The sequence below is a fragment of the Psychrosphaera haliotis genome, from assembly GCF_009728465.1.
In the GTDB taxonomy this organism is placed as follows: domain Bacteria; phylum Pseudomonadota; class Gammaproteobacteria; order Enterobacterales; family Alteromonadaceae; genus Psychrosphaera; species Psychrosphaera haliotis.
The window spans coordinates 169,947-188,988 of sequence record NZ_WOCD01000002.1; the positions used below are offsets into that span (position 1 = coordinate 169,947).

The following is a 19,042-nucleotide window of genomic DNA, read 5'->3' on the forward strand; positions in this document are numbered from 1 at the left end:
TTATTAAAGAGTCTGGGTTTTTTCTTAGTTTAAATAACTAGATGTTTTGTTTAGACCATGTCCATAATCATAGACGAAGGGTTTTCTAGATACTTTGTCCATAAATTATTAAAGCGAGCAATTGTACCGCCATCAATTATACGATGATCACCAGACCAGCTAACGTTCATCATTCTTCTAGCTTCTACTTCACCTTGATCATTAAACCTAGGTAATAGCTGCATCTTGCCTAGCGCAACTATTGCTACTTCAGGCTTGTTGATAATTGGTGTTGCTGTAGTACCACCTAAAGCGCCAATATTTGATATTGAAATAGTACCACCTTTAAGCTGTTCAGGAGACAATCTACCTGCCCTAGCTTGCTCGGTAACTTCAGTCATCTTAACTGCAATTTCTTTAATGCTTAAAGATTCACAACCTTTAATATTTGGCACAAGTAACCCTACTTTAGAATCAACAGCCATACCAATATTATGCTCAGAATAGTAAGTTAACTCTGTACAATCAGCATTAGGCTTAGAATTCATTATTGGGAACTGTTTCATCGCTAAAGACATCGCTTTCATGAAGAAAGGCATCATGGTTAACTTAATACCCTGCGCTTCATATTCTGGCTTCAACTGTTTTCTAAGTGCGTATAGCGCAGTTAGATCAATCTCATCTGAGTAGGTAAAGTGAGGTATCGTTGAAACTGAGTCTTGCATTGCTTTTGCCATTGCAGACTTAACACCACGAATAGGTTCTACTCTAGTTGCAGATTGAGTAGCTTTTTCAACGACCCCTGCATTCGACGACGAAGCCGGCACAGCAGAACCCTGTTGCGTAGCGCTATGATTTAATAAGTCTTGCTTATAAACTCGCCCTTTAGCACCTGTGCCCTGAACCATAGTAATATCTAGGTTCATTTCTCTAGCTAAACGTCTAACTGCTGGAGAAGCAACGGCTTTTTTACCATTAGGTAATGTTTTATTTGAGTCAACTTGAGTAGATAAAGACGCGTTTTGAGTATTGTTAGCAACTGCCTTTTCAGCTTTAACTTGCTGAGTTGGGCTTTCCGCCTGAGCAGACCCATTATCGGCTACCGCAATTGCAAATAACGGCTGATGTACAATCGCAATTTCACCTTTCTGGTAATAAAGTTTAGCTACCGTACCGTCACTTTTAGCTGGAATTTCTACCATAGCTTTGTCGGTCATTACTTCACAAATTGGCTGATCTTCGTTAACCGCATCGCCTTCTGCAACGAGCCATTCAACTACTTCACACTCTACAATTCCTTCACCAATGTCTGGTAATAGAAAGTCTTCTAATATCGTGCCACTAGAATTTGAATTATCTAGTTTTTGATCTTGAACTGGATTTACGCTTGTTGAACTTGAAGCAGCTTCTGTTGAAGATTCAGACTTAACATCGCCGCCTGACTCTTCAATCGCAAACAATGGACCGTGAACTTTTGCTATTTCACCCTTTTGGTAATATAACTTAGCAATTACACCATCACTCTTTGCTGGTATTTCTACCATTGCTTTATCAGTCATCACTTCACAAATTGGCTGATCTTCTTTAACCGTATCGCCTTCTGCGACTAACCATTCAACGACTTCACACTCTACAATACCTTCACCAATATCTGGCAAAATAAAATCAGTACTCATTCTTAATTCTCCAGATTAGTAGTTAATAGAGCGTTTTATCGCTTCGTAAACTTTTAGATGATCGGCCATATATTCTTTTTCATGCGCTAATGGATAAGGTGTATCTAATCCACAAACCCTTTCAATTGGCGATTCTAAGTGCAAGAAACACTCATCTTGAATAGTTGCTGCAATTTCTGAAGCAAAACCACCCGTTAATGGCGCTTCTTGAGAAACCACTAAGCGTCCTGTTTTAATTACAGATTGAGAAACCGTTTCAACATCCCAAGGTGCAACCGTACGCAAGTCAATAATCTCACAAGAAATGCCATCCTTAGACGCCATTTCTGCGGCTTTTTCTAGCATCTCAACTTGAGCACCCCAAGCTAAAAGAGTGATATCAGTACCTTGTTGAACGATTTCAGCTTTACCTAATGGAATTGTATATTTACCTTCAGGTACATCGCCAACTGACGCTCTGTACAACCTTTTTGGTTCAAAAAAGATTACAGGGTCGTTACTTTCTAAACTCGCCGCCAATAAGCCTTTTGCTTGATAAGCGTTTCGTGGGAACACTAACTTTAAGCCAGGTGTATGTGCAAAATAAGCTTCTGGTGACTGTGAGTGATAAAGACCACCATGAATGCCGCCACCGTATGGTGTACGAATTACTAGATTGCCAACATTAAACTCATTACCAGAACGGAAACGAAACTTAGCGGTCTCATTTACGATTTGGTCAAAGGCTGGAAAAATATAATCAGCAAACTGAATTTCTGGAATGGCTAACGTACCTTGTGCAGCCAAGCCATTAGCAAAACCTAAGATACCTTGTTCAACTAGTGGCGTATTAAAAACACGATCTTTACCAAACTTCTCTTGTAAACCACTCGTTGCTCTAAATACTCCGCCAAAAGCGCCGACGTCTTCACCAAACACACAAGCGTTTTCATTTTCTTCCATGGCAATTGCTAATGCAGAGTTAATTGCCTGTAACATATTCATTTTAGCCATTACTTAGTCTCCTCTATACGACTTGCAGTAGCAGGATAAGCTTCTGGGTATTTCAAAATGTGTTGTTTTAGTTGCTCGTATTGCTTTTGTAAGTGCAAAGGAACGTCTTCATAAACATCAGTTACTATTTCTTCAAGAGCAGGTTTAGCAACTTTTTCAGCTACTTTTAAAGCACTTAATACATCGGCTTTGATTTTCTCTTTAGCTGCTTCATCTTCTGCTTCGTCTAACCAACCTTGCTTTAACATGTACCTTCTAAAGCGTTCAATAGGACAATTTGCGCGGAACGTTTCTTCTTCTTCTTTTTCGCGATAACCAGTAGGATCATCTGAACTTGAGTGCGCTGCTAAACGATATGCAATTGACTCAATAAGCACAGGAGCATTGTTTTCAACTGCAAATTCTCTCGCTTTTTTAACCGCTTCATATACAGCTAATACATCTACGCCATCAACGCGTAATGCTTTCATGCCATAACCAACCGCTCTTACTGCAATGCCATCGCCTTTAAATTGCTCTGAAGCGGGCGTTGATATCGCGTAACCATTGTTTCTAGCAAAGAATAACGTTGGCGCGCTATGAACTGCTGCCATATTCAACCCAGCGTGGAAATCGCCTTCAGACGCAGCGCCTTCACCAAAATAACAAATTGTGCAGGCTTTATCGCCTTTCAGCTTTTGCCCATAAGCATAACCAGCCGCTTGAGGGATTTGCGTGCCCAAAGGAGAAGAAATTGTAGAGTAATTCAGTCCTTTTGAACCGTAGTGAATTGGCATTTGTCTGCCTTTACCAAAGTCTTTCTCATTTGAAAAGTTTTGGTGCATGAACTGCTCAAGCGTAAAACCACGATAAGCTAATGCAGCTTGTTCACGGTACTGTGCAAAAATCATGTCTTTATCTTCAAGTGCTGCAGCGCTGCCTGTAACAGCTGCTTCTTCACCTAAGCATTGCATGTAAAAGCTTACACGGCCTTGACGTTGTGCCGCTAACATACGTTCATCAAAAACACGAATAAAACGCATCGTTTCGTATATACGAATCGCCGTCTCTTTATCCATCGATGATGCTTGTGCGTCTTTGTATAGCTCACCATTATCATCTAACATTTTAAATGTTGGAATAGCCAACGCGTGCTCATCTACGAACTCCAAGTTTAACGTGTCATTTTTTGACGTGTTATTTGGATTATCGACGTTTAATAACTTAGCCATTTAGACTTGTCCCCTTTCAATGCAAAGCCACCGAACAAATAGTTGGTGTTAATGCTTTCACAATTGCTATTTTTTTAGATTATTTATATTGAGCAGGACTTTACCTGTGACGGGCTACACGTTCAATTTTTAGGGCTTTTAGAGTAAATAGTTTAGGAATGAAAAGTGTTCAGAAAAATTGCCACTTTTGGCTAATTATTAAGCCAAGGTGAATAAGAATGCCTAACCCGAAGCTATTAAGGTAAAAGTTCGGGCTAGATTGTCAAAGTAGATTTAAGCGCTAAGGCAGCGCTTTTAGATTTCAAGTATAAGGTTTAAGACTTAGGCTTTTAGTATTAAACCAAGTTATTTGAGATATCAGTAGGTAGCACAGTTAACAATGCCCGTTGGCCAATTGCAACGTGCGCATTTGGAAATACAATCGCTTCGCCATCTTCGTTTGCGACAATCGCTTCGCCCTTTTCTTTTGCTAACTCCTGGCCTTTTTTAAACTCCGTAAAGTTCGCTACATTGTCGGCAAAGGACAGTTCAAATGATTCATCGGTTTTATTAATTTCTCTAAAAACTGTCATTATTTGATAATTAGTAGCATCAAAAGACTCACCATCAAAGTGTGTGCCTTTTAAAAGGTTTATTAGAGTCTGCTTTGCCGATGCAAATTTGGTTTGATCATTTTCACCAAACGGTCGTACTTTTCCTAGCTCAACCGTAAATGAATTTGCTTTGTGTTCATTTGATGAATAGTAGCTAAAGGTGGTGGCAGCCTTTTCCATTAACAAGAAGGTAGTCACACCCATTGCGCGTAAAATTTCAAATTGCTGCTTTTTCCAAGGTTTACCATGAATAAACGGATATACAGCAAACTTCTCATGAGCAGAATCTCTAATTGCGGTATGTAAGTCATAGTGTGTTCGTTCTGCCTGCGGGTGCAACTCAAAAAAGCGTGTTACATATTCTTCAAGTTTAGCGGCTCTTTCACACTCTTTATTTTCAAATGGTAACGCAGCGTTACTCTCTGGATCTGCTTTCGTATGACGACCACTAAACAGACGATTTAGATTTTCTTCAACAAAACGCTCGCTAATGTTAATAGCTGCTGGGTTACCGTAAATGAAAAGTACTGGGTGTTTAATTGCCAAAGTATTACTAACCAAATCATTAATAATATCGGTACATATTTCTATAGGCGCTGTTTCATTTCCATGAATGGCAGAAGAGAAAACAAATGCTTGTTCTTGTTCTGAGGCGTTATTTTTAGGTGAGAAATAGATAACACCTGTATCCCAAACTTGAACGTTATAAAGTTCGTTAGGAACATTGAACGCATCTAAATGCCATTCATTATTTCTAGTAATCGTCAGGAAGTCTGGTGAAATTAAATCAAACGTAGTAGCCATGTAGGGAGTAGTCCTAAAAATATATTGATGAAGTTATATCTTATCAAATCCAACGAATTTACATAACCCCAGTAAGCTTTCGGTAAACAGATACAAAAAAGCCCAGACTGACTGGGCTTTTTCTGAACTCACTTAAGGGAGTTAACCTAAGTAAATTAACTTAAGTAAATTAGTTTACTTTTACTGGGTAAGATTTTAATTTCCAGATTCTGTCTACATAGTCTTGTATAGAACGGTCAGAGTTGAACTTGCCCATATAAGCTGTGTTTAGAATCGCGCTCTTCGCCCAACCTTGCTTGTCAATGTACTTAGCATTAACTTGCTCGTGTGCTTTAGAGTAACCGTCAAAATCCGCTAAACATAAATAAGGATCACCACCTTCCAAAAGACTGTGCTTGATTGATGCTAACTCACCTGGCTTACCTGACGTAAAGTAGTCAGTTTCGAACCAGTCTAATACCGCTTTAATCTCTGGGTTTGCGTAGTAATAGTCCCAAGGGCTATAACCGGCTTTGTTAACGGCTTTAACTTCATCAACCGTCAAACCAAAAATAACAACGTTGTCTTCACCAACTTCTTCGGCGATTTCTATATTTGCACCATCAAGCGTACCAATAGTAATTGCACCGTTTAGCGCCAGTTTCATATTACCAGTACCAGACGCTTCTTTACCCGCTGTTGATATTTGTTCAGAAACATCAGCCGCAGGGATCATTTTCTCTGCTAACGAAACGCGATAGTTTGGTAAAAATACAACTTTAAGTTTGCCTTTTATACGCTCGTCATTATTCACTTTGTCAGCTACTTTATTAATGGCATAAATAATATCTTTAGCCAATTTATATCCTGGCGCCGCTTTAGCACCAAAGATAAACACACGAGGGTGCATATCGTAGTCTGGGTTTTGCAATAAACGACGATATAAAGCCATGATGTGCAATAAGTTTAAGTGTTGACGTTTGTATTCATGTAAACGCTTAATTTGAATATCAAAAATAGCTGAAGGATCTACTTCAACGTCCGTTAACTCTTTAATAACGGATGCTAACTCTACTTTGTTTTCATGTTTAATGGCCATGAATTGCTTTTGGAATTCAGCATCGTCCGCTTTTTTATCTAAGTCACGCAATAACTCTAAGTTTGTTGGCCACTTATCGCCAACTGTCGCGTCGATTAACTCTGATAATTTAGGATTACAAGCTTTTAACCAACGTCTTGGTGTAACGCCATTGGTTACGTTTGTTAGTTTTTCTGGCCAAAGTGCATCAAACTCAGGGAATAAATCACTCTTAACCAACGCTGAGTGAACTTCAGCAACACCATTCACTTTATTAGAACCAATAACACTTAAGTTACCCATTCTAACCATACGTTCATGGCCTTCTTCAATAATAGAAAGCTTAGACTTAATTGTATCGTTGCCTGGCCACTTAGCTTCAACTTCATCGTTTAGGAAACGACGGTTAATCTCATAAATGATTTCTAAATGTCTCGGTAACACTTTTTCAAACAAGCTTACAGACCATTTCTCTAATGCTTCTGGCAATAAAGTGTGGTTAGTATAACTAAATGTTTCGCGACATACGTTCCATGCGTAATCCCAATCTTGATTAAACTCATCAACCAAAATTCGCATTAGTTCAGGTATCGCCACAGCTGGATGGGTATCGTTAAGCTGAACCGCTACTTGTGCACTAAACTTGCTCCAATCTTCACCGTGAGCTCGCTGATAGCGATTAATAATGTCTTTTAATGAACAAGCACTAAAGAAGTATTGCTGAATTAAGCGCAACTCTTTACCAGCTTCTGTTTCATCATTTGGGTAAAGCACTTTAGAAACGGTCTCTGACTCTACATTTTCTTTATGAGCGTCATGGTAACCACCGGCATTAAATACATCCCAGTTAAAGAAGTCTGATGCACGAGATTCCCACAAACGAAGAATATTTACGTTAGTACCTTCATAACCTACAACTGGTACATCCCAAGGAACACCTTTAATAACACGACCTGGATGCCAAACTTTAGCAATATGTCCGTTGTCATCAAATTTAGTTTCTACGTAACCATAAACAGGTATTTCTTGAACGTTTTCCGGACGACAAATCTCAAATGGATTGCCGTATTCACGCCAACTGTCTGGTCTCTCTATTTGGTGACCATCTTGAAACTCTTGGCGGAACAAGCCATGTTCATAATGAATACCATAACCAACCGCTGGTAAATGCATCGTAGCTAAAGAGTCAATAAAACAAGCTGCTAAACGACCTAAACCACCATTTCCTAACGCCATATCTTCTTCTTCGTCTACCAAAGTTTCGATATTAATGTCTAATTCTTTAAGCGCTTCTTGTGCAACGGTATACAAACCTAAGTTGTGTAGGTTATTGCCCGTTAAACGTCCCATCAAAAACTCTAACGAAAAGTAATGTACTGCTCGCGTATCGTTTTCAAAATAAGTTCTTTGGGTTTGGCTAAGGCTGTTGTAAACATACTCATTTAACGCAGAAGATACTGCGTCCCACCAACTTCTGTTGGTTGCCTTATTTACATCAGTACCGTGCGTTGCATTAAGATGTTTAAGTATAGAATCCTTAAACGCTGCAGCGGTTACGTCCGCTGTAAGTGGAAATGAAGTTTTGCTGTTATTCGCCATGTGAATTGCCCTTTTGTTTCAAGACTCAGCATTATTTGAATTATGCTCAAAAGAAAATATTTGAGGAGCTTGAGTTCAAGAATAGTCAAAATATGGGGAAGGAATATATAGGTAAGCGGGTTTTTGACCAAGCCGATGACCTGAATTTTTGACCTACATACGTTTGCACGCCAAAAATTCAAGGTAAATTAAAGACTACAAGCCTTTGCTATTAAAAGCTGACGCGACGATTTGTTGCGCTTCTTTTTCAATTTTGGCTAAGTGCGATTCACCAATAAAGCTCTCCATATATATTTTATATATATTTTCTGTACCCGATGGCCTAGCAGCAAACCAACCATTTTGAGTAACCACTTTTAAGCCACCAATTGGTGCATCATTCCCAGGCGCTTGAGTAAGTATTGAGACTATCTCTTCACCTGCCAACATGTTTGATGTGATATCAGTTGGTGATAATGATGAAAGTACAGACTTTTGCTCTGGACTCGCTGGCGCATCAATTCGCTTATAAAAAGGTTTACCATGATCTTCTACAAGCTTGTCATAGTATTCTGACGGATTCAGTCCTGTAACAGCTGTGATCTCCACCGCTAGCAAGGCTAAAATAATGCCATCTTTATCCGTTGACCAAACGTCACCGTAACGCGTTAAGAAGCTCGCACCTGCACTTTCCTCTCCACCAAACATAAGCTGGTGATTAGATAATCCCTCTACAAACCATTTAAAACCCACTGGTACTTCTACAACATCTTTGCCGTTGGCTTTAGCAACACGGTCAATCATAGAGGTTGAAACTAACGTTTTTCCTATTTTAAGGTTTGCGTCCCATTCTGGGCGATGCTTAGATAAATAATCAATACAAACAGATAGATAATGATTTGGGTTCATAAGCCCGTGCGTTTTAGTCACTATGCCGTGGCGGTCATAGTCTGGATCGTTTGCAACGGAGATTTCAAACTGTTCTTTAAGATCAATTAAGCTCGCCATCGCTTTTTCTGACGAACAATCCATACGAATTTTTCCGTCTTTATCTAAAGACATAAAAGAGAAAGTTGGGTCTACTATTTCGTTTACCAGGTTTAAATCAATACCATATTGTGCCTTTATTTCTGGCCAATAGTGAATACCAGAACCGCCTAAAGGATCAACGCCTATTTTAATACCCGCTTTACGGATAGCTACAAAATCAATGACGCGTTTCTAAGCCGCTAACATAGTCAGCAATAAAGTCTTGCTCTTTAACGTAACCTGTATTCCATGCTTGGCTGTAAGGGAATAGTTTAACGTCGGCTAAGTCTTCAATCAGTAGTTGATTTGCTCGATCTTCAATCCACTTAGTAACTTTACTGTCAGCCGGGCCACCATGCGGCGGGTTATATTTAATCCCACCATCTTGGGGAGGATTATGCGACGGCGTGATAATAATGCCATCAGCCAAAAATGCTGGATGGTCTTTATTGTGCTCAATAATCAAATTGGATATCACAGGAGTAGGCGTATAACCTAAACCAGCCTGCACCACGACCTGAATTTCGTTGGCTACTAAAACCTCGATAACTGAAGCAAAAGCTGCTTCTGATAAAGCGTGCGTATCAAAGCCTAAATAAACCGGGCCTTCATAGTGCTGTTCAATACGGTATTCACATATCGCTTGGGTGATTGCTAACACATGGCTTTCGTTAAATGTTGTATTAAGCGCTGAACCACGATGGCCAGACGTGCCAAAGGCAACGCGCTGTTCAGGGTATTTTTCAACATCCGGCTCATTTAAATAATAACTCGCCATCAACCTTGGAACATTAATTAGGTCTTCAGGTAACGCCGGCAAACCAGCTCGTTCGTGCAATGCCATATTGATTCCTTAAATTAGTTCACGTAGCTTTTCAGCGTCCGTTTCTTCGTAACCAAGATGTTTAGCCACTTCAAAAATAATAAACTTCTTTCTAGGTGTATTATTATTTGTCGTTACCCAGTAATCACTATTTGGAATTTGTTTTGGTTTGATGCTACTGCCGCTTGCTTCTAATTCAGACGCCGACAAACCGAAGTAATTACGTTCACGGCCTTTAATTTCAAGTACGTTGTTAAAATTAGAATTGTGCGCACGATGCAGTTTACCGAGTATGAAAAGAAAACGCCCTACTGCACCTTTTTGAGTTGCTACTTCTTCTTTATTGAGCAAGTTAAATACAGTGGTATCTTTACAAATTGAAGGTTCTAAAACTTGGTCGTCTTGTGTTTCAGGTTCTTCTACTAATGGAGCTATTTCCACTTTAGTATCGGGAGCATCTACTTTAACTGATGAATCAACAACAGGTTGGTTGTTTATCTCTGAGACATTGTCATTTTTTGAGCTACTAACCTTTGAAGTTGTTGCCGCAGAAGGTTGAAGTGTTACCTCAACTTGCTTAGATTGGGTATTTTCCCACAACAGTCTTCTAAGAATATCTGAGGCGCTTTCGCCTATTTTTTGTGTGTTTGCTGCGATGAATTGATATAAATCATCGTCTATCTGAATAGTTTTCATAAAATCCAATCATTACTAATTATTATTTGTTTAAAATGATCGTTAACAGAAATGTTAAGGAATAACTCATTATAACCAGAATCAAAGTTGCTCTTAAAGCCTAATTGCATTAATTAGTGGTGTAAGGGAAAATAAAGTCAAAGTATAGGTTAATAAACCTAAATTAATTAAGGCAAATTGATGACAATAAATTACCAATCCATGGGCGAAGGAAAACCGTTGATCATAATTCATGGTTTGTTCGGCACGTCAGACAACTTAAAAGCCGTTGCTAGAGAACTTAGTGATGAGCATAAGGTCTACTTAATTGATGCACCTGGACATGGTGACTCAGATACTGTCGTACCACTTTCAATCGCAAACATGGCAAACGCGGTAAGTGATTTTATCAAACAGCTGAATGTTGGTCCTGTACAAATATTGGGACATTCGCTGGGCGGTAAAATTGCGATGGAAATTGCTTTGGCAAATCCCGAGTTAATATCTAAGTTAATCGTTGCGGATATCGCCCCCGTGCAATATAAACCGCGACATGATGACATTATTTCCAGTTTGCAGGCAGTGCCATTATCCACATTGGAAAATAGAAAAGACGCCGACGAAATTTTAGCGAGAAAGATCAATGAACCAGGCGTTCGAAGCTTTTTGTTGAAGAGTTTAGTACGAGATAAATCTAAACCTGGAGAGTGGATGTGGCGATTTAATTTAGACCAGTTGTCTTCAGACTACAATGAACTAATAAAAAGTAACCGTGAAGGGACATACTCTGGCCCAACTCTTTTTATTATAGGTAGCGAATCTAGCTATGTATTGCCGGAACATCGAGGTGAGATTGTTGGGCGGTTCCCTAATACCAAAGCTAAAACTATAAATGGAGCGGGACATTGGCTACATGCAGAACGCTCAGTTGCATTTGTAAAAATATGTAGAGATTTTTTATCTGAATAGCTGAAATAACTCTTTAAATTTGTTAAAATCCGCCGCCGTTTGGGTCTTTGCGTCCAAACCAGCAACAAAGTAAAGCGAATAAAACGTCGTTAATGTTCTTTTAAGGTAGTGAAGTAATGACACCAGAGCAGTATGCAATAGCAGAAACAATCGGTCTTAACTTGTTCTTTTTAGGCATTTTTGTATTTATCGGCTTAGCCATACAAGACGTTTTAAAAAAAGGCGATGTTCCAAAATTTGGCAGGGTCTTTGTTTGGTTGGTACTATTTTTAGGTTGCGCCGGTTTTGTTGCAAAAGGAATTATTCAATTTTTCTGGGAAAATAACGGTTTATAGTAAATGGCTAAAGCTACAATAGATAGAACAACTATAGATCTGTTTGCAACTGATAAACAAAGAGGCAGACCAAAATCGTCGCCATACAGTCGTGAACAGCAAATAAGAATTAATAAAAAAAATCAGCTTACTCGAGATAAGCAAGCTGGTTTAAAACGTGTAGAAATTAAGCTGCACAAAGAAATTTATGACGATGCAACGGTAATAGCAGAAGAACGCGGGATTAGCCGCAGCGAATTATTAGCAGAGTTAATTGAAGAATCATTAAAAAATTTATTAGAAGGTTAATCCGATGGCAAGTGTAGGCATCTATTTTGGTAGCGATACTGGTAATACTGAACATATCGCAAAAATGATCCAGAAAGAGTTAGGTAAAAATCTAATTGACGTTCACGATGTGGCAAAAAGCACTAAAGAAGAAATCGCTGAATATGATTTACTTCTTTTTGGAATCCCGACTTGGTATTACGGCGAGGCGCAGTGTGACTGGGATGACTTTTTCCCAGAGCTAGAGCAAATTGACTTCGACGGAAAGCTTGTTGCTATTTTTGGTTGTGGCGATCAAGAAGATTACGCAGAGTATTTCTTAGATGCGATGGGCATGGTTCGTGACATTGTAGAAACTAAAGGTGCGGTGCTATTGGGTCAATGGTCTACTGCTGGTTATGATTTTGTAGCCTCTAAAGGCATGGCAGATGCTGACCATTTTGTTGGCTTAGGAATTGATGAAGATAGACAGCCTGAGCTAACAGAGCAACGTGTTAAGCAATGGTGTGCTCAGATTCGTGAAGAGATGTGTTTAGACGAATTGGCCTAATAACGAATTAACCGCTTGAGAAAGTATTAAGCTTTCTTTTTAAAGCAATAAAAAACCAGCAAGTGTAAATACTACATTGCTGGTTTTTTTGTATCTAGAGTTTAAGCCAACCTAATGATTGGCTCATTCGTACTAAGGTAGCGCTAGTGAATTACATAAACCACCGTTGAAACAATAACCGCACCAATGATATTTAAACCTACACCCTTTTTAGCCATGTCTGAAATTGTTAACTGCCCAGATGCAAATACGATGCTGTTTGGGGCCGTTGCAACGGGTAAACAAAAAGCAAAGCTACAAGATATTACAGCCGGTATCATTATAAGCTCCATTGGAATGCCCTTTTCAATAGCTACACTTGCTAGAATTGGCATGAACAAGGTTGCCGTCGCGGTATTAGAAGTCACCTCGGTCAAAAACGACAAGCTAAGACACAACGCCAATAATAAAAAGAATAATGGTAATGCAAAAGCTGAAGAAAGTTGACTACCTATTAATTCGCTTAAACCCGACGCAGCAAAACCTTTAGCTAGACAAATACCACTACTAAATAAAATGAGCATATCCCAAGGAATTGTTTTGGCTTGCTGCCAATTCAAAATAGGCTTGTTATCATCGCCAATAACAATTGCCATTAACATAGCGCCAAACAACGCAATTGTTGCATCACCAACGAGTGTCATTCCCGTAAGTTCGGACCAACCTCCAAAAGGGTGTTTCCTAAAAATCCACAGTAAAGCAATAACCAAAAAACAATGAGTGCACGTCTTTCACTCGTGCGCCATTCTCCAACCTCAGGCAGTTCTAGTTTGTGATTTAGAGTGATGCCCCTGCTCAAATAAAGCGCCACAACAGGAATGGTAACTATTACTACAGGAACGCCGTATTTCATCCAATGAACAAAACCAAACTCGTTGCCAGCGTAGCTTTCATATACCGATGCAAATATAACATTAGGTGGTGTGCCGATTAATGTACCTACTCCACCAATACTTGCCGAAAATGCTAATCCTAATAACAAGGCTACTGCAAAGTCTCTGTTGTTAGCAGATAGAGCAATTGCCGTAGCAACGGGGATTAGAGCTAATACCGTTGCCGTATTCGAGATCCACATAGACAAAACACTACTGGCCACCATAAAGGCAAAAACAATTCGAAATGCGCTAGTACCGCCAATAGCATTAATAATGTTAAACGCGATCCGTTTATGAACCCCGCTGGATTCAAGACCCTTCGCCAATAGAAATGCACCCATTAATAATATGATGACATGACTACCAAATGCCGAAGAGGCTTCTTTAAAGTCTATAACTCCAAATGCTGGTAAAAACACAAAAGGAACAAGTGAAGCAAACGGAATAGGTACCGCTTCTGTTACCCACCATATTCCAACCCAAACGGTTATCGCTAACGTTATGGCAATTGCTTTAGGTTGACCAAGCTCTGCAGTTAAAAACCCTATACAAAATGCAATGAGTGGTGCTAGCCAAATTAAATTCTGCTTTCTTAAAAGCATCAATACTCCATGTTAGTTTACTTCAAGAATTGCTAATTTATACCACCATGGACTATACAATTATAGTTTCTAAGAGTTTTTTAGACATAAACTTACCCATGTTTAAACTTTAAGTTGATAAATGGTTTTTTTTTATACATATTAAGTTGCGAATGGATAGGTTAATTTTAAAAGTTAACCACAAATTAGATAAGGATAAATTTAATGAAAATCATCTACCTAGCATTCTTTTCACTGCTTATAAATGCCTGTGCGACTTCTCCTAATGAATCAGACAATGTTAAAGCAACATCAATAAATTATTTGCTAACTAAGAATGACACTAGTGTTTTTTATGTCGGTGTTGTCGGTTTTGATGGAAAGCGTACCGACGGAAATGGAATTAAACCTGGCCCACACATACTTTATTTAAGAGCCTTACAGTCCAAGGATAGCTCTTCCGATAAAGTTCAAGAAGCATTTCTGCCTATAAAAGTAAAATTGAACGAGTCAAAACAGCATTTATTGCGTGCATCAAATACTGAAAACCAAATTATGGTTTGGGTTGAAGACGAACAATCAAACTTAGTTAGCCAAAAGGTCCCTCTACGCTTTAATAAAAACGACGTTATTAAATTAAAAGCCCCTGTAGATGATGGCATAGAAAGAATTGAAATCGTTACGCAACGCACCACACCATTTCAACTTTCAAGAAAAACAGAGTCAAATGTGGTTTCAAAAATGTTGTAGCTAAACTAAATAATACTCGTGAATCATCAATAACGAGCAAAAAACTACAAGACCGTTATAACGGTGGAGAATGTAATTAAGATAAAATATCTGCCATAAGCTCTCGTGCAGTGCTTAACTTTAAGTTGTTACTTTCTAATGGCTCGCTTTTATTTGATTTTACTAGCGAGCTATTTTGATAAGATGACAACAGCGCCAATCCAGATTTTGATACTTCTACCTGTTTAGGGTCTACGCTGTTAATAAACTGATCAACTTCTTTTGGTTGGTTGCAAATTAAAGTTACATCACAACCAGCTTCAATTGCTCTTAAGTAACGAGAGTTATAACTAAGATCGCCTCTTTGACTTTGCCCAGCACCTACCATTGACAAGTCATCGCTAAAAATACAACCATCAAACCCGAAACGACTTTTAAGGATTTCCTCAAGCCACATTGAGCTATAACCCACTGGCTTGCTATCTACTTGTTCGAATATAATATGTGCTGGCATTATCGCATCAAGCATGTTTTTTTCTATGAGCTTTTTAAAACACTCCCGTCGTTTTCAATAATGTCTGCAAAGTTTCTTTTGTCTATAGGTGAGTGAAAGTGTGAGTCTTCTTTTGTAGAACCATGACCAGGAAAATGTTTTCCAATTGATGGGAAATTTGCCTGCTTTAACCCCTCAATAAAGTAACTCGCGTACGTTAAAGCCACTTCTTTATCTGTATGGAATGATCTGTCACCGATAACGTCAGAACCGCGCTCTAAATCAATACTGGAGCAAAGCTAAATCTATGTCATGAGCTATACAGTCCATTGCCATTAAATAACCTGCGCTATTTAGTGTCTCTCTAACAAAAGAGTCATCTTCTAACTTGTCATGCTTCAGGAAGTAATTATAAAAGTGGCCCATTGCTGGAATTTTACTGAACTCATCGGTTTGGAAACGCTGAACACGTCCCCCTTCTTGGTCAACGGATACAACTAACTCTCCGTCTCTGATGTTTTTTATTTGGCGTACTAACTCTCTTAACTGTTTGCTGTTTTCAAAGTTTCTAGAAAACAGAATTACGCCACCGACTAATGGGTGCATTAACCGATTCATTTCTAATGCGCTTAAGGTTAGACCCTGAATACAAACTAATAGTGAGTTTTTTTATACAATGTACACCTGTGACTTATTGACGACTATATTAAGAGTTATTGCCGATCCTACGTAATTTAAACCAATTAGTACATTAATTATGTCAACATCTCTAGTTTGCAAAGTGACAAATAATAAACAATAATTGAATCAATCAATATTGAGGGAATAATATGAAACATATTTCACGTAACGTCACACACACCAATTCACGTATCACTTCACGTATCAACTCACACAGCATCAAAAAGCTTAGTTCAGTAGCGCTTGCATTAGTATCTCAGTGCATGTGCATGCAAGTTCCAAATTAGACATTCCAGATTCTGATATCAAAACGGCACGTTTAGTTGAGTCCATAGTTGACGCAAAACCTGTTGATAAGAAAGCTCCAAGATACCCTTCAAGCGCTGCGAAACGTGGAAGAGAAGGTTGGGTGCAAATGAGTTTTATAATTGATACAGACGGTTCGGTTCTTGAGCCAACGGTAATAGATTCAGCCGGTGACGTTGCGTTTGAACGCGCTGCATTGCGAGCGATTAAAAAATGGAAATACACACCTGCCGAAAAAGATGGCGAAGTAATACAACAGTGCGATACAAAGCTACAGTTTGATTTTTCAATCAATAATAATGGCGTATCAGAAAAATTCAGCACATTTTATAACAGTGCGGCTAAATTATTGGAAAACAAAGAAGCTGATAAGTTGGGCTTGAATTAGCAAACGCTGAGTGGGCGGGAGAGTCTAATTTAACTGAAATAACTTGGTTTCATTATTTACAATCGGAGTATTTTTTCTGATTGGAGAAAAAAAAATGAGTTAAAACATCTCTACAAAGCGACTCAAAAGCCCAAACATGATAAATATAACAGCAGGTTACCTGAGGCTACAACCATACGTAATTTGCATAGAATGTTTATTATTGAAGCTGATCAACAACGATTTAACGACGCGCTCTATACCTTTAATAGTTTAAAGCATTTAAAATCTGAGCAAGCTTTAAAAACGAAAGAAGCACTAGCCCCTTTTGTTGAAAAAATGAACAACACATTGCTAGTGATAATCTTATTATTCGTGATGTGAATCTTACCAAAGCAGGTACTTGGAGCCATAGACTTTCCCGTAACTCGTTTGTAATTCAAGACATAAATGGTGATTTAGATAAGTTAGATGTTCGTTGTGATAATAAACGTAATGTCTTTACTATCGAGGAAAACAATCAGTGGTTAATCCCTATATCTTGGGGTAAATGCCAAGTATTGATTGATGGCAATAAAGGAGCCAGTTTCAAATTAGTTGAGCTCAATAGTTAATACAGGTATTACTACTCAGGCACCCTTCTATCCTGTATAATCTTGCGCAAATTCGGCAGGGCTGTTTTAAAAGCCCTGCTCGAACGTTCAATTAAAGAAGGCAAAGTATGACAGTCGAAAATTCACTCCAAACAAAACAACAACGCTTGAGACTCCAGTTAAAGTAATTGCAGAGCAAAATAAAGCACAAGGTGCGGCGACGTTAACGGAAGGTCAATCTTTTGATGTAGGGAGTAAAATCGGTTTCATAAGTTTAGGCTGTCCTAAAAACTTAGTCGACTCAGAGCGTATTTTGACTCAACTTCGTACTGAAGGTTATGAGGTGGTTAATACTTACCATGATTCAGATTTGGTAATTGTTAATACTTGTGGCTTTATTGATAGTGCCGTTCAAGAATCTTTAGATACCATTGGCGAAGCGTTAAAAGAAAACGGCCGCGTTATCGTGACTGGTTGTTTGGGTGTTAAGGATGATGAAATCAGAGAGATTCACCCTAACGTATTAGCAGTTACCGGTCCACATGCCTACGAAGAAGTACTTAACCAAGTACACGAACACCTCCCTAAACCTGAACATAACCCTTTTGAAAACTTAATTCCTGATCACGGCGTTAAGCTGACTCCAAAACATTTTGCATACCTAAAAATATCTGAAGGTTGTAACCACAGATGTACGTTCTGCATAATTCCTTCAATGCGCGGAGATTTAGTTAGCCGTCCAATTGGAGAAGTTTTATCAGAAGCGGAACGTTTAAAAGCGGCAGGTGTAAAAGAATTATTAGTAATATCACAAGATACAAGTGCTTACGGTGTTGATGTTAAACACAAAATGGATTTTTGGAACGGCATGCCGATTAAAACGGACATGAAAACACTATGTGAAAAGCTTGGCGAAATGGGTATGTGGGTTCGCTTACATTACGTTTACCCTTACCCTTCTGTTGATAAAACAATACCGTTAATGGCTGAAGGTAAATTATTACCGTATTTAGACATACCTTTTCAACATGCCAGTCCTAAAATATTAAAGGCGATGAAACGCCCAGGACAAGCAGAAAGAGTATTAGAACGCATTCAAAAATGGCGAGATATTTGCCCTGAGATTGTCATACGTTCAACCTTCATTGTTGGTTTCCCTGGTGAAACTGAAGAAGACTTTCAAATGTTGCTAGACTGGTTGGATGTAGCTCAACTAGACAGAGTTGGTTGCTTTAAATACAGCCCAGTTGAAGGGCTAAAGCTAATGAGCTTGGTGGTGATGTTTCTGAAGAAGTTAAAGAAGAACGATACATTCGTTTCATGGAAAAACAACAAGCAATTAGCACTGCTAAATTAAAAGCTCGTATTGGTACTACAATGAAAGTATTGATTGATGAAATTGATGAAGAAGGTGCCATTGGTCGTTGTTACGCAGATGCACCAGAAATTGATGGTATGGTTACTTAAATGAAGAGAAAGATGTAAACCAGGTGACTTAGTTTGATGTTTTAATTGAACATTCAGACGAATATGACCTTTGGGTCAAATTGCTTAATATTATATAATCCGATTAGAGCCGTATTTGCGGTTCTAATATTGAGTGTTATGCGTATAATGAAATTAGACCAATAAAAAAGAAAGAAAGTTATGAGTGAAAATGATCTTCAACTAAAACGCCGGATTAAAGGTAACCTCTCCTCGCCTAAAGGTTTTAGAGCTATTAAAGTCTTTAAAAGATGAGCATATAAGTGCGGAAGATTTATATAAATTAATGTTAGAGCACGACGAAGAATTTGTTTAGCAACAATCTATCGTGTTTTAAATCAATTTGATGATGCA

The 19,042-nt window shown here is 38.6% G+C and carries 15 protein-coding genes and 5 pseudogenes; 10 read left to right on the forward strand and 10 right to left on the reverse strand.

The features are described 5' to 3' along the window. Nucleotides 1-50: 50 nt before the first annotated feature. From GNP35_RS04425 to seqA, 7 genes and pseudogenes are all read right to left on the reverse strand, one after another. Nucleotides 51-1,655 carry a dihydrolipoyllysine-residue acetyltransferase gene (locus tag GNP35_RS04425; RefSeq protein ID WP_155694880.1) on the reverse strand — a complete coding sequence of 535 codons (1,605 nt, stop codon included), beginning with the start codon at nt 1,653-1,655 and terminating at the stop codon, nt 51-53. Between the two features lie 15 nt (nt 1,656-1,670). Next, a complete protein-coding gene (locus GNP35_RS04430) occupies nt 1,671-2,648 on the reverse strand; it encodes an alpha-ketoacid dehydrogenase subunit beta (protein WP_155694881.1) in 978 nt (325 codons plus the stop codon). After that, nucleotides 2,648-3,859, reverse strand: coding sequence for a thiamine pyrophosphate-dependent dehydrogenase E1 component subunit alpha (locus GNP35_RS04435; protein ID WP_155694883.1), 1,212 nt, complete (start codon nt 3,857-3,859; stop codon nt 2,648-2,650). Before GNP35_RS04435 ends, GNP35_RS04430 begins: the two co-directional genes overlap by 1 nt. 335 nt (nt 3,860-4,194) lie before the next feature. After that, nucleotides 4,195-5,256, reverse strand: coding sequence for a succinylglutamate desuccinylase (astE, locus tag GNP35_RS04440; protein WP_155694885.1), 1,062 nt, complete (start codon nt 5,254-5,256; stop codon nt 4,195-4,197). A 169-nt stretch (nt 5,257-5,425) separates the two neighbouring features. Beyond that, nucleotides 5,426-7,912 (reverse strand): glycogen/starch/alpha-glucan phosphorylase, encoded by a 2,487-nt coding sequence (locus tag GNP35_RS04445; protein ID WP_155694887.1) that lies wholly within the window; start codon nt 7,910-7,912, stop codon nt 5,426-5,428. A gap of 195 nt (nt 7,913-8,107) precedes the next feature. Next, nucleotides 8,108-9,764, reverse strand: a pseudogene (pgm, locus tag GNP35_RS04450) (phosphoglucomutase (alpha-D-glucose-1,6-bisphosphate-dependent)). Nucleotides 9,765-9,773: 9 nt separating this feature from the next. Further along, nucleotides 9,774-10,439, reverse strand: coding sequence for a replication initiation negative regulator SeqA (seqA, locus tag GNP35_RS04455; protein WP_155694889.1), 666 nt, complete (start codon nt 10,437-10,439; stop codon nt 9,774-9,776). Between the two features lie 180 nt (nt 10,440-10,619). Between seqA and GNP35_RS04460 the strand changes: the two genes are divergently transcribed. The 4 genes from GNP35_RS04460 (at nt 10,620) to fldA (ending at nt 12,539) form a co-directional block, all read left to right on the forward strand. Continuing rightward, on the forward strand, nt 10,620-11,387 hold the full coding sequence (locus GNP35_RS04460; protein WP_155694891.1) for an alpha/beta fold hydrolase: 768 nt from the start codon (nt 10,620-10,622) through the stop codon (nt 11,385-11,387). A 116-nt stretch (nt 11,388-11,503) separates the two neighbouring features. After that, nucleotides 11,504-11,722 carry a DUF2788 domain-containing protein gene (locus tag GNP35_RS04465; protein WP_155694893.1) on the forward strand — a complete coding sequence of 73 codons (219 nt, stop codon included), beginning with the start codon at nt 11,504-11,506 and terminating at the stop codon, nt 11,720-11,722. A gap of 3 nt (nt 11,723-11,725) precedes the next feature. Continuing rightward, a complete protein-coding gene (gene ybfE / locus GNP35_RS04470) occupies nt 11,726-12,010 on the forward strand; it encodes a LexA regulated protein (RefSeq protein ID WP_155694895.1) in 285 nt (94 codons plus the stop codon). 4 nt (nt 12,011-12,014) lie between these two features. Then, nucleotides 12,015-12,539 (forward strand): flavodoxin FldA, encoded by a 525-nt coding sequence (gene fldA, locus GNP35_RS04475; RefSeq protein WP_155694897.1) that lies wholly within the window; start codon nt 12,015-12,017, stop codon nt 12,537-12,539. 143 nt (nt 12,540-12,682) lie between these two features. Here the strand turns inward: fldA and GNP35_RS16495 are convergent. After that, nucleotides 12,683-14,055: pseudogene (locus tag GNP35_RS16495) on the reverse strand (SLC13 family permease). Between the two features lie 204 nt (nt 14,056-14,259). Between GNP35_RS16495 and GNP35_RS04485 the strand changes: the two are divergent. Further along, nucleotides 14,260-14,784 carry a hypothetical protein gene (locus tag GNP35_RS04485; protein ID WP_155694900.1) on the forward strand — a complete coding sequence of 175 codons (525 nt, stop codon included), beginning with the start codon at nt 14,260-14,262 and terminating at the stop codon, nt 14,782-14,784. Between the two features lie 76 nt (nt 14,785-14,860). Here GNP35_RS04485 and GNP35_RS04490 read toward each other — a convergent pair. Both GNP35_RS04490 and GNP35_RS04500 read right to left on the reverse strand, forming a co-directional pair. Then, nucleotides 14,861-15,483, reverse strand: a pseudogene (locus tag GNP35_RS04490) (glycoside hydrolase family 3 N-terminal domain-containing protein). 55 nt (nt 15,484-15,538) lie between these two features. Continuing rightward, nucleotides 15,539-15,874, reverse strand: a complete 336-nt coding sequence (locus GNP35_RS04500; protein WP_155694906.1) for a glycoside hydrolase family 3 N-terminal domain-containing protein — start codon at nt 15,872-15,874, stop codon at nt 15,539-15,541. A 212-nt stretch (nt 15,875-16,086) separates the two neighbouring features. Between GNP35_RS04500 and GNP35_RS04505 the strand changes: the two genes are divergently transcribed. The 5 genes and pseudogenes from GNP35_RS04505 to GNP35_RS04525 form a co-directional block, all read left to right on the forward strand. Then, a complete protein-coding gene (locus GNP35_RS04505) occupies nt 16,087-16,224 on the forward strand; it encodes a hypothetical protein (RefSeq protein WP_155694908.1) in 138 nt (45 codons plus the stop codon). Then, nucleotides 16,197-16,631, forward strand: coding sequence for an energy transducer TonB (locus GNP35_RS15505; RefSeq protein ID WP_155694910.1), 435 nt, complete (start codon nt 16,197-16,199; stop codon nt 16,629-16,631). Before GNP35_RS04505 ends, GNP35_RS15505 begins: the two co-directional genes overlap by 28 nt. A gap of 359 nt (nt 16,632-16,990) precedes the next feature. After that, nucleotides 16,991-17,224, forward strand: coding sequence for a hypothetical protein (locus tag GNP35_RS04515; protein WP_155694912.1), 234 nt, complete (start codon nt 16,991-16,993; stop codon nt 17,222-17,224). A gap of 107 nt (nt 17,225-17,331) precedes the next feature. Further along, nucleotides 17,332-18,768: pseudogene (gene rimO / locus GNP35_RS04520) on the forward strand (30S ribosomal protein S12 methylthiotransferase RimO). Nucleotides 18,769-18,878: 110 nt separating this feature from the next. Further along, nucleotides 18,879-19,042, forward strand: a pseudogene (locus GNP35_RS04525) (transcriptional repressor); the annotation flags it as partial.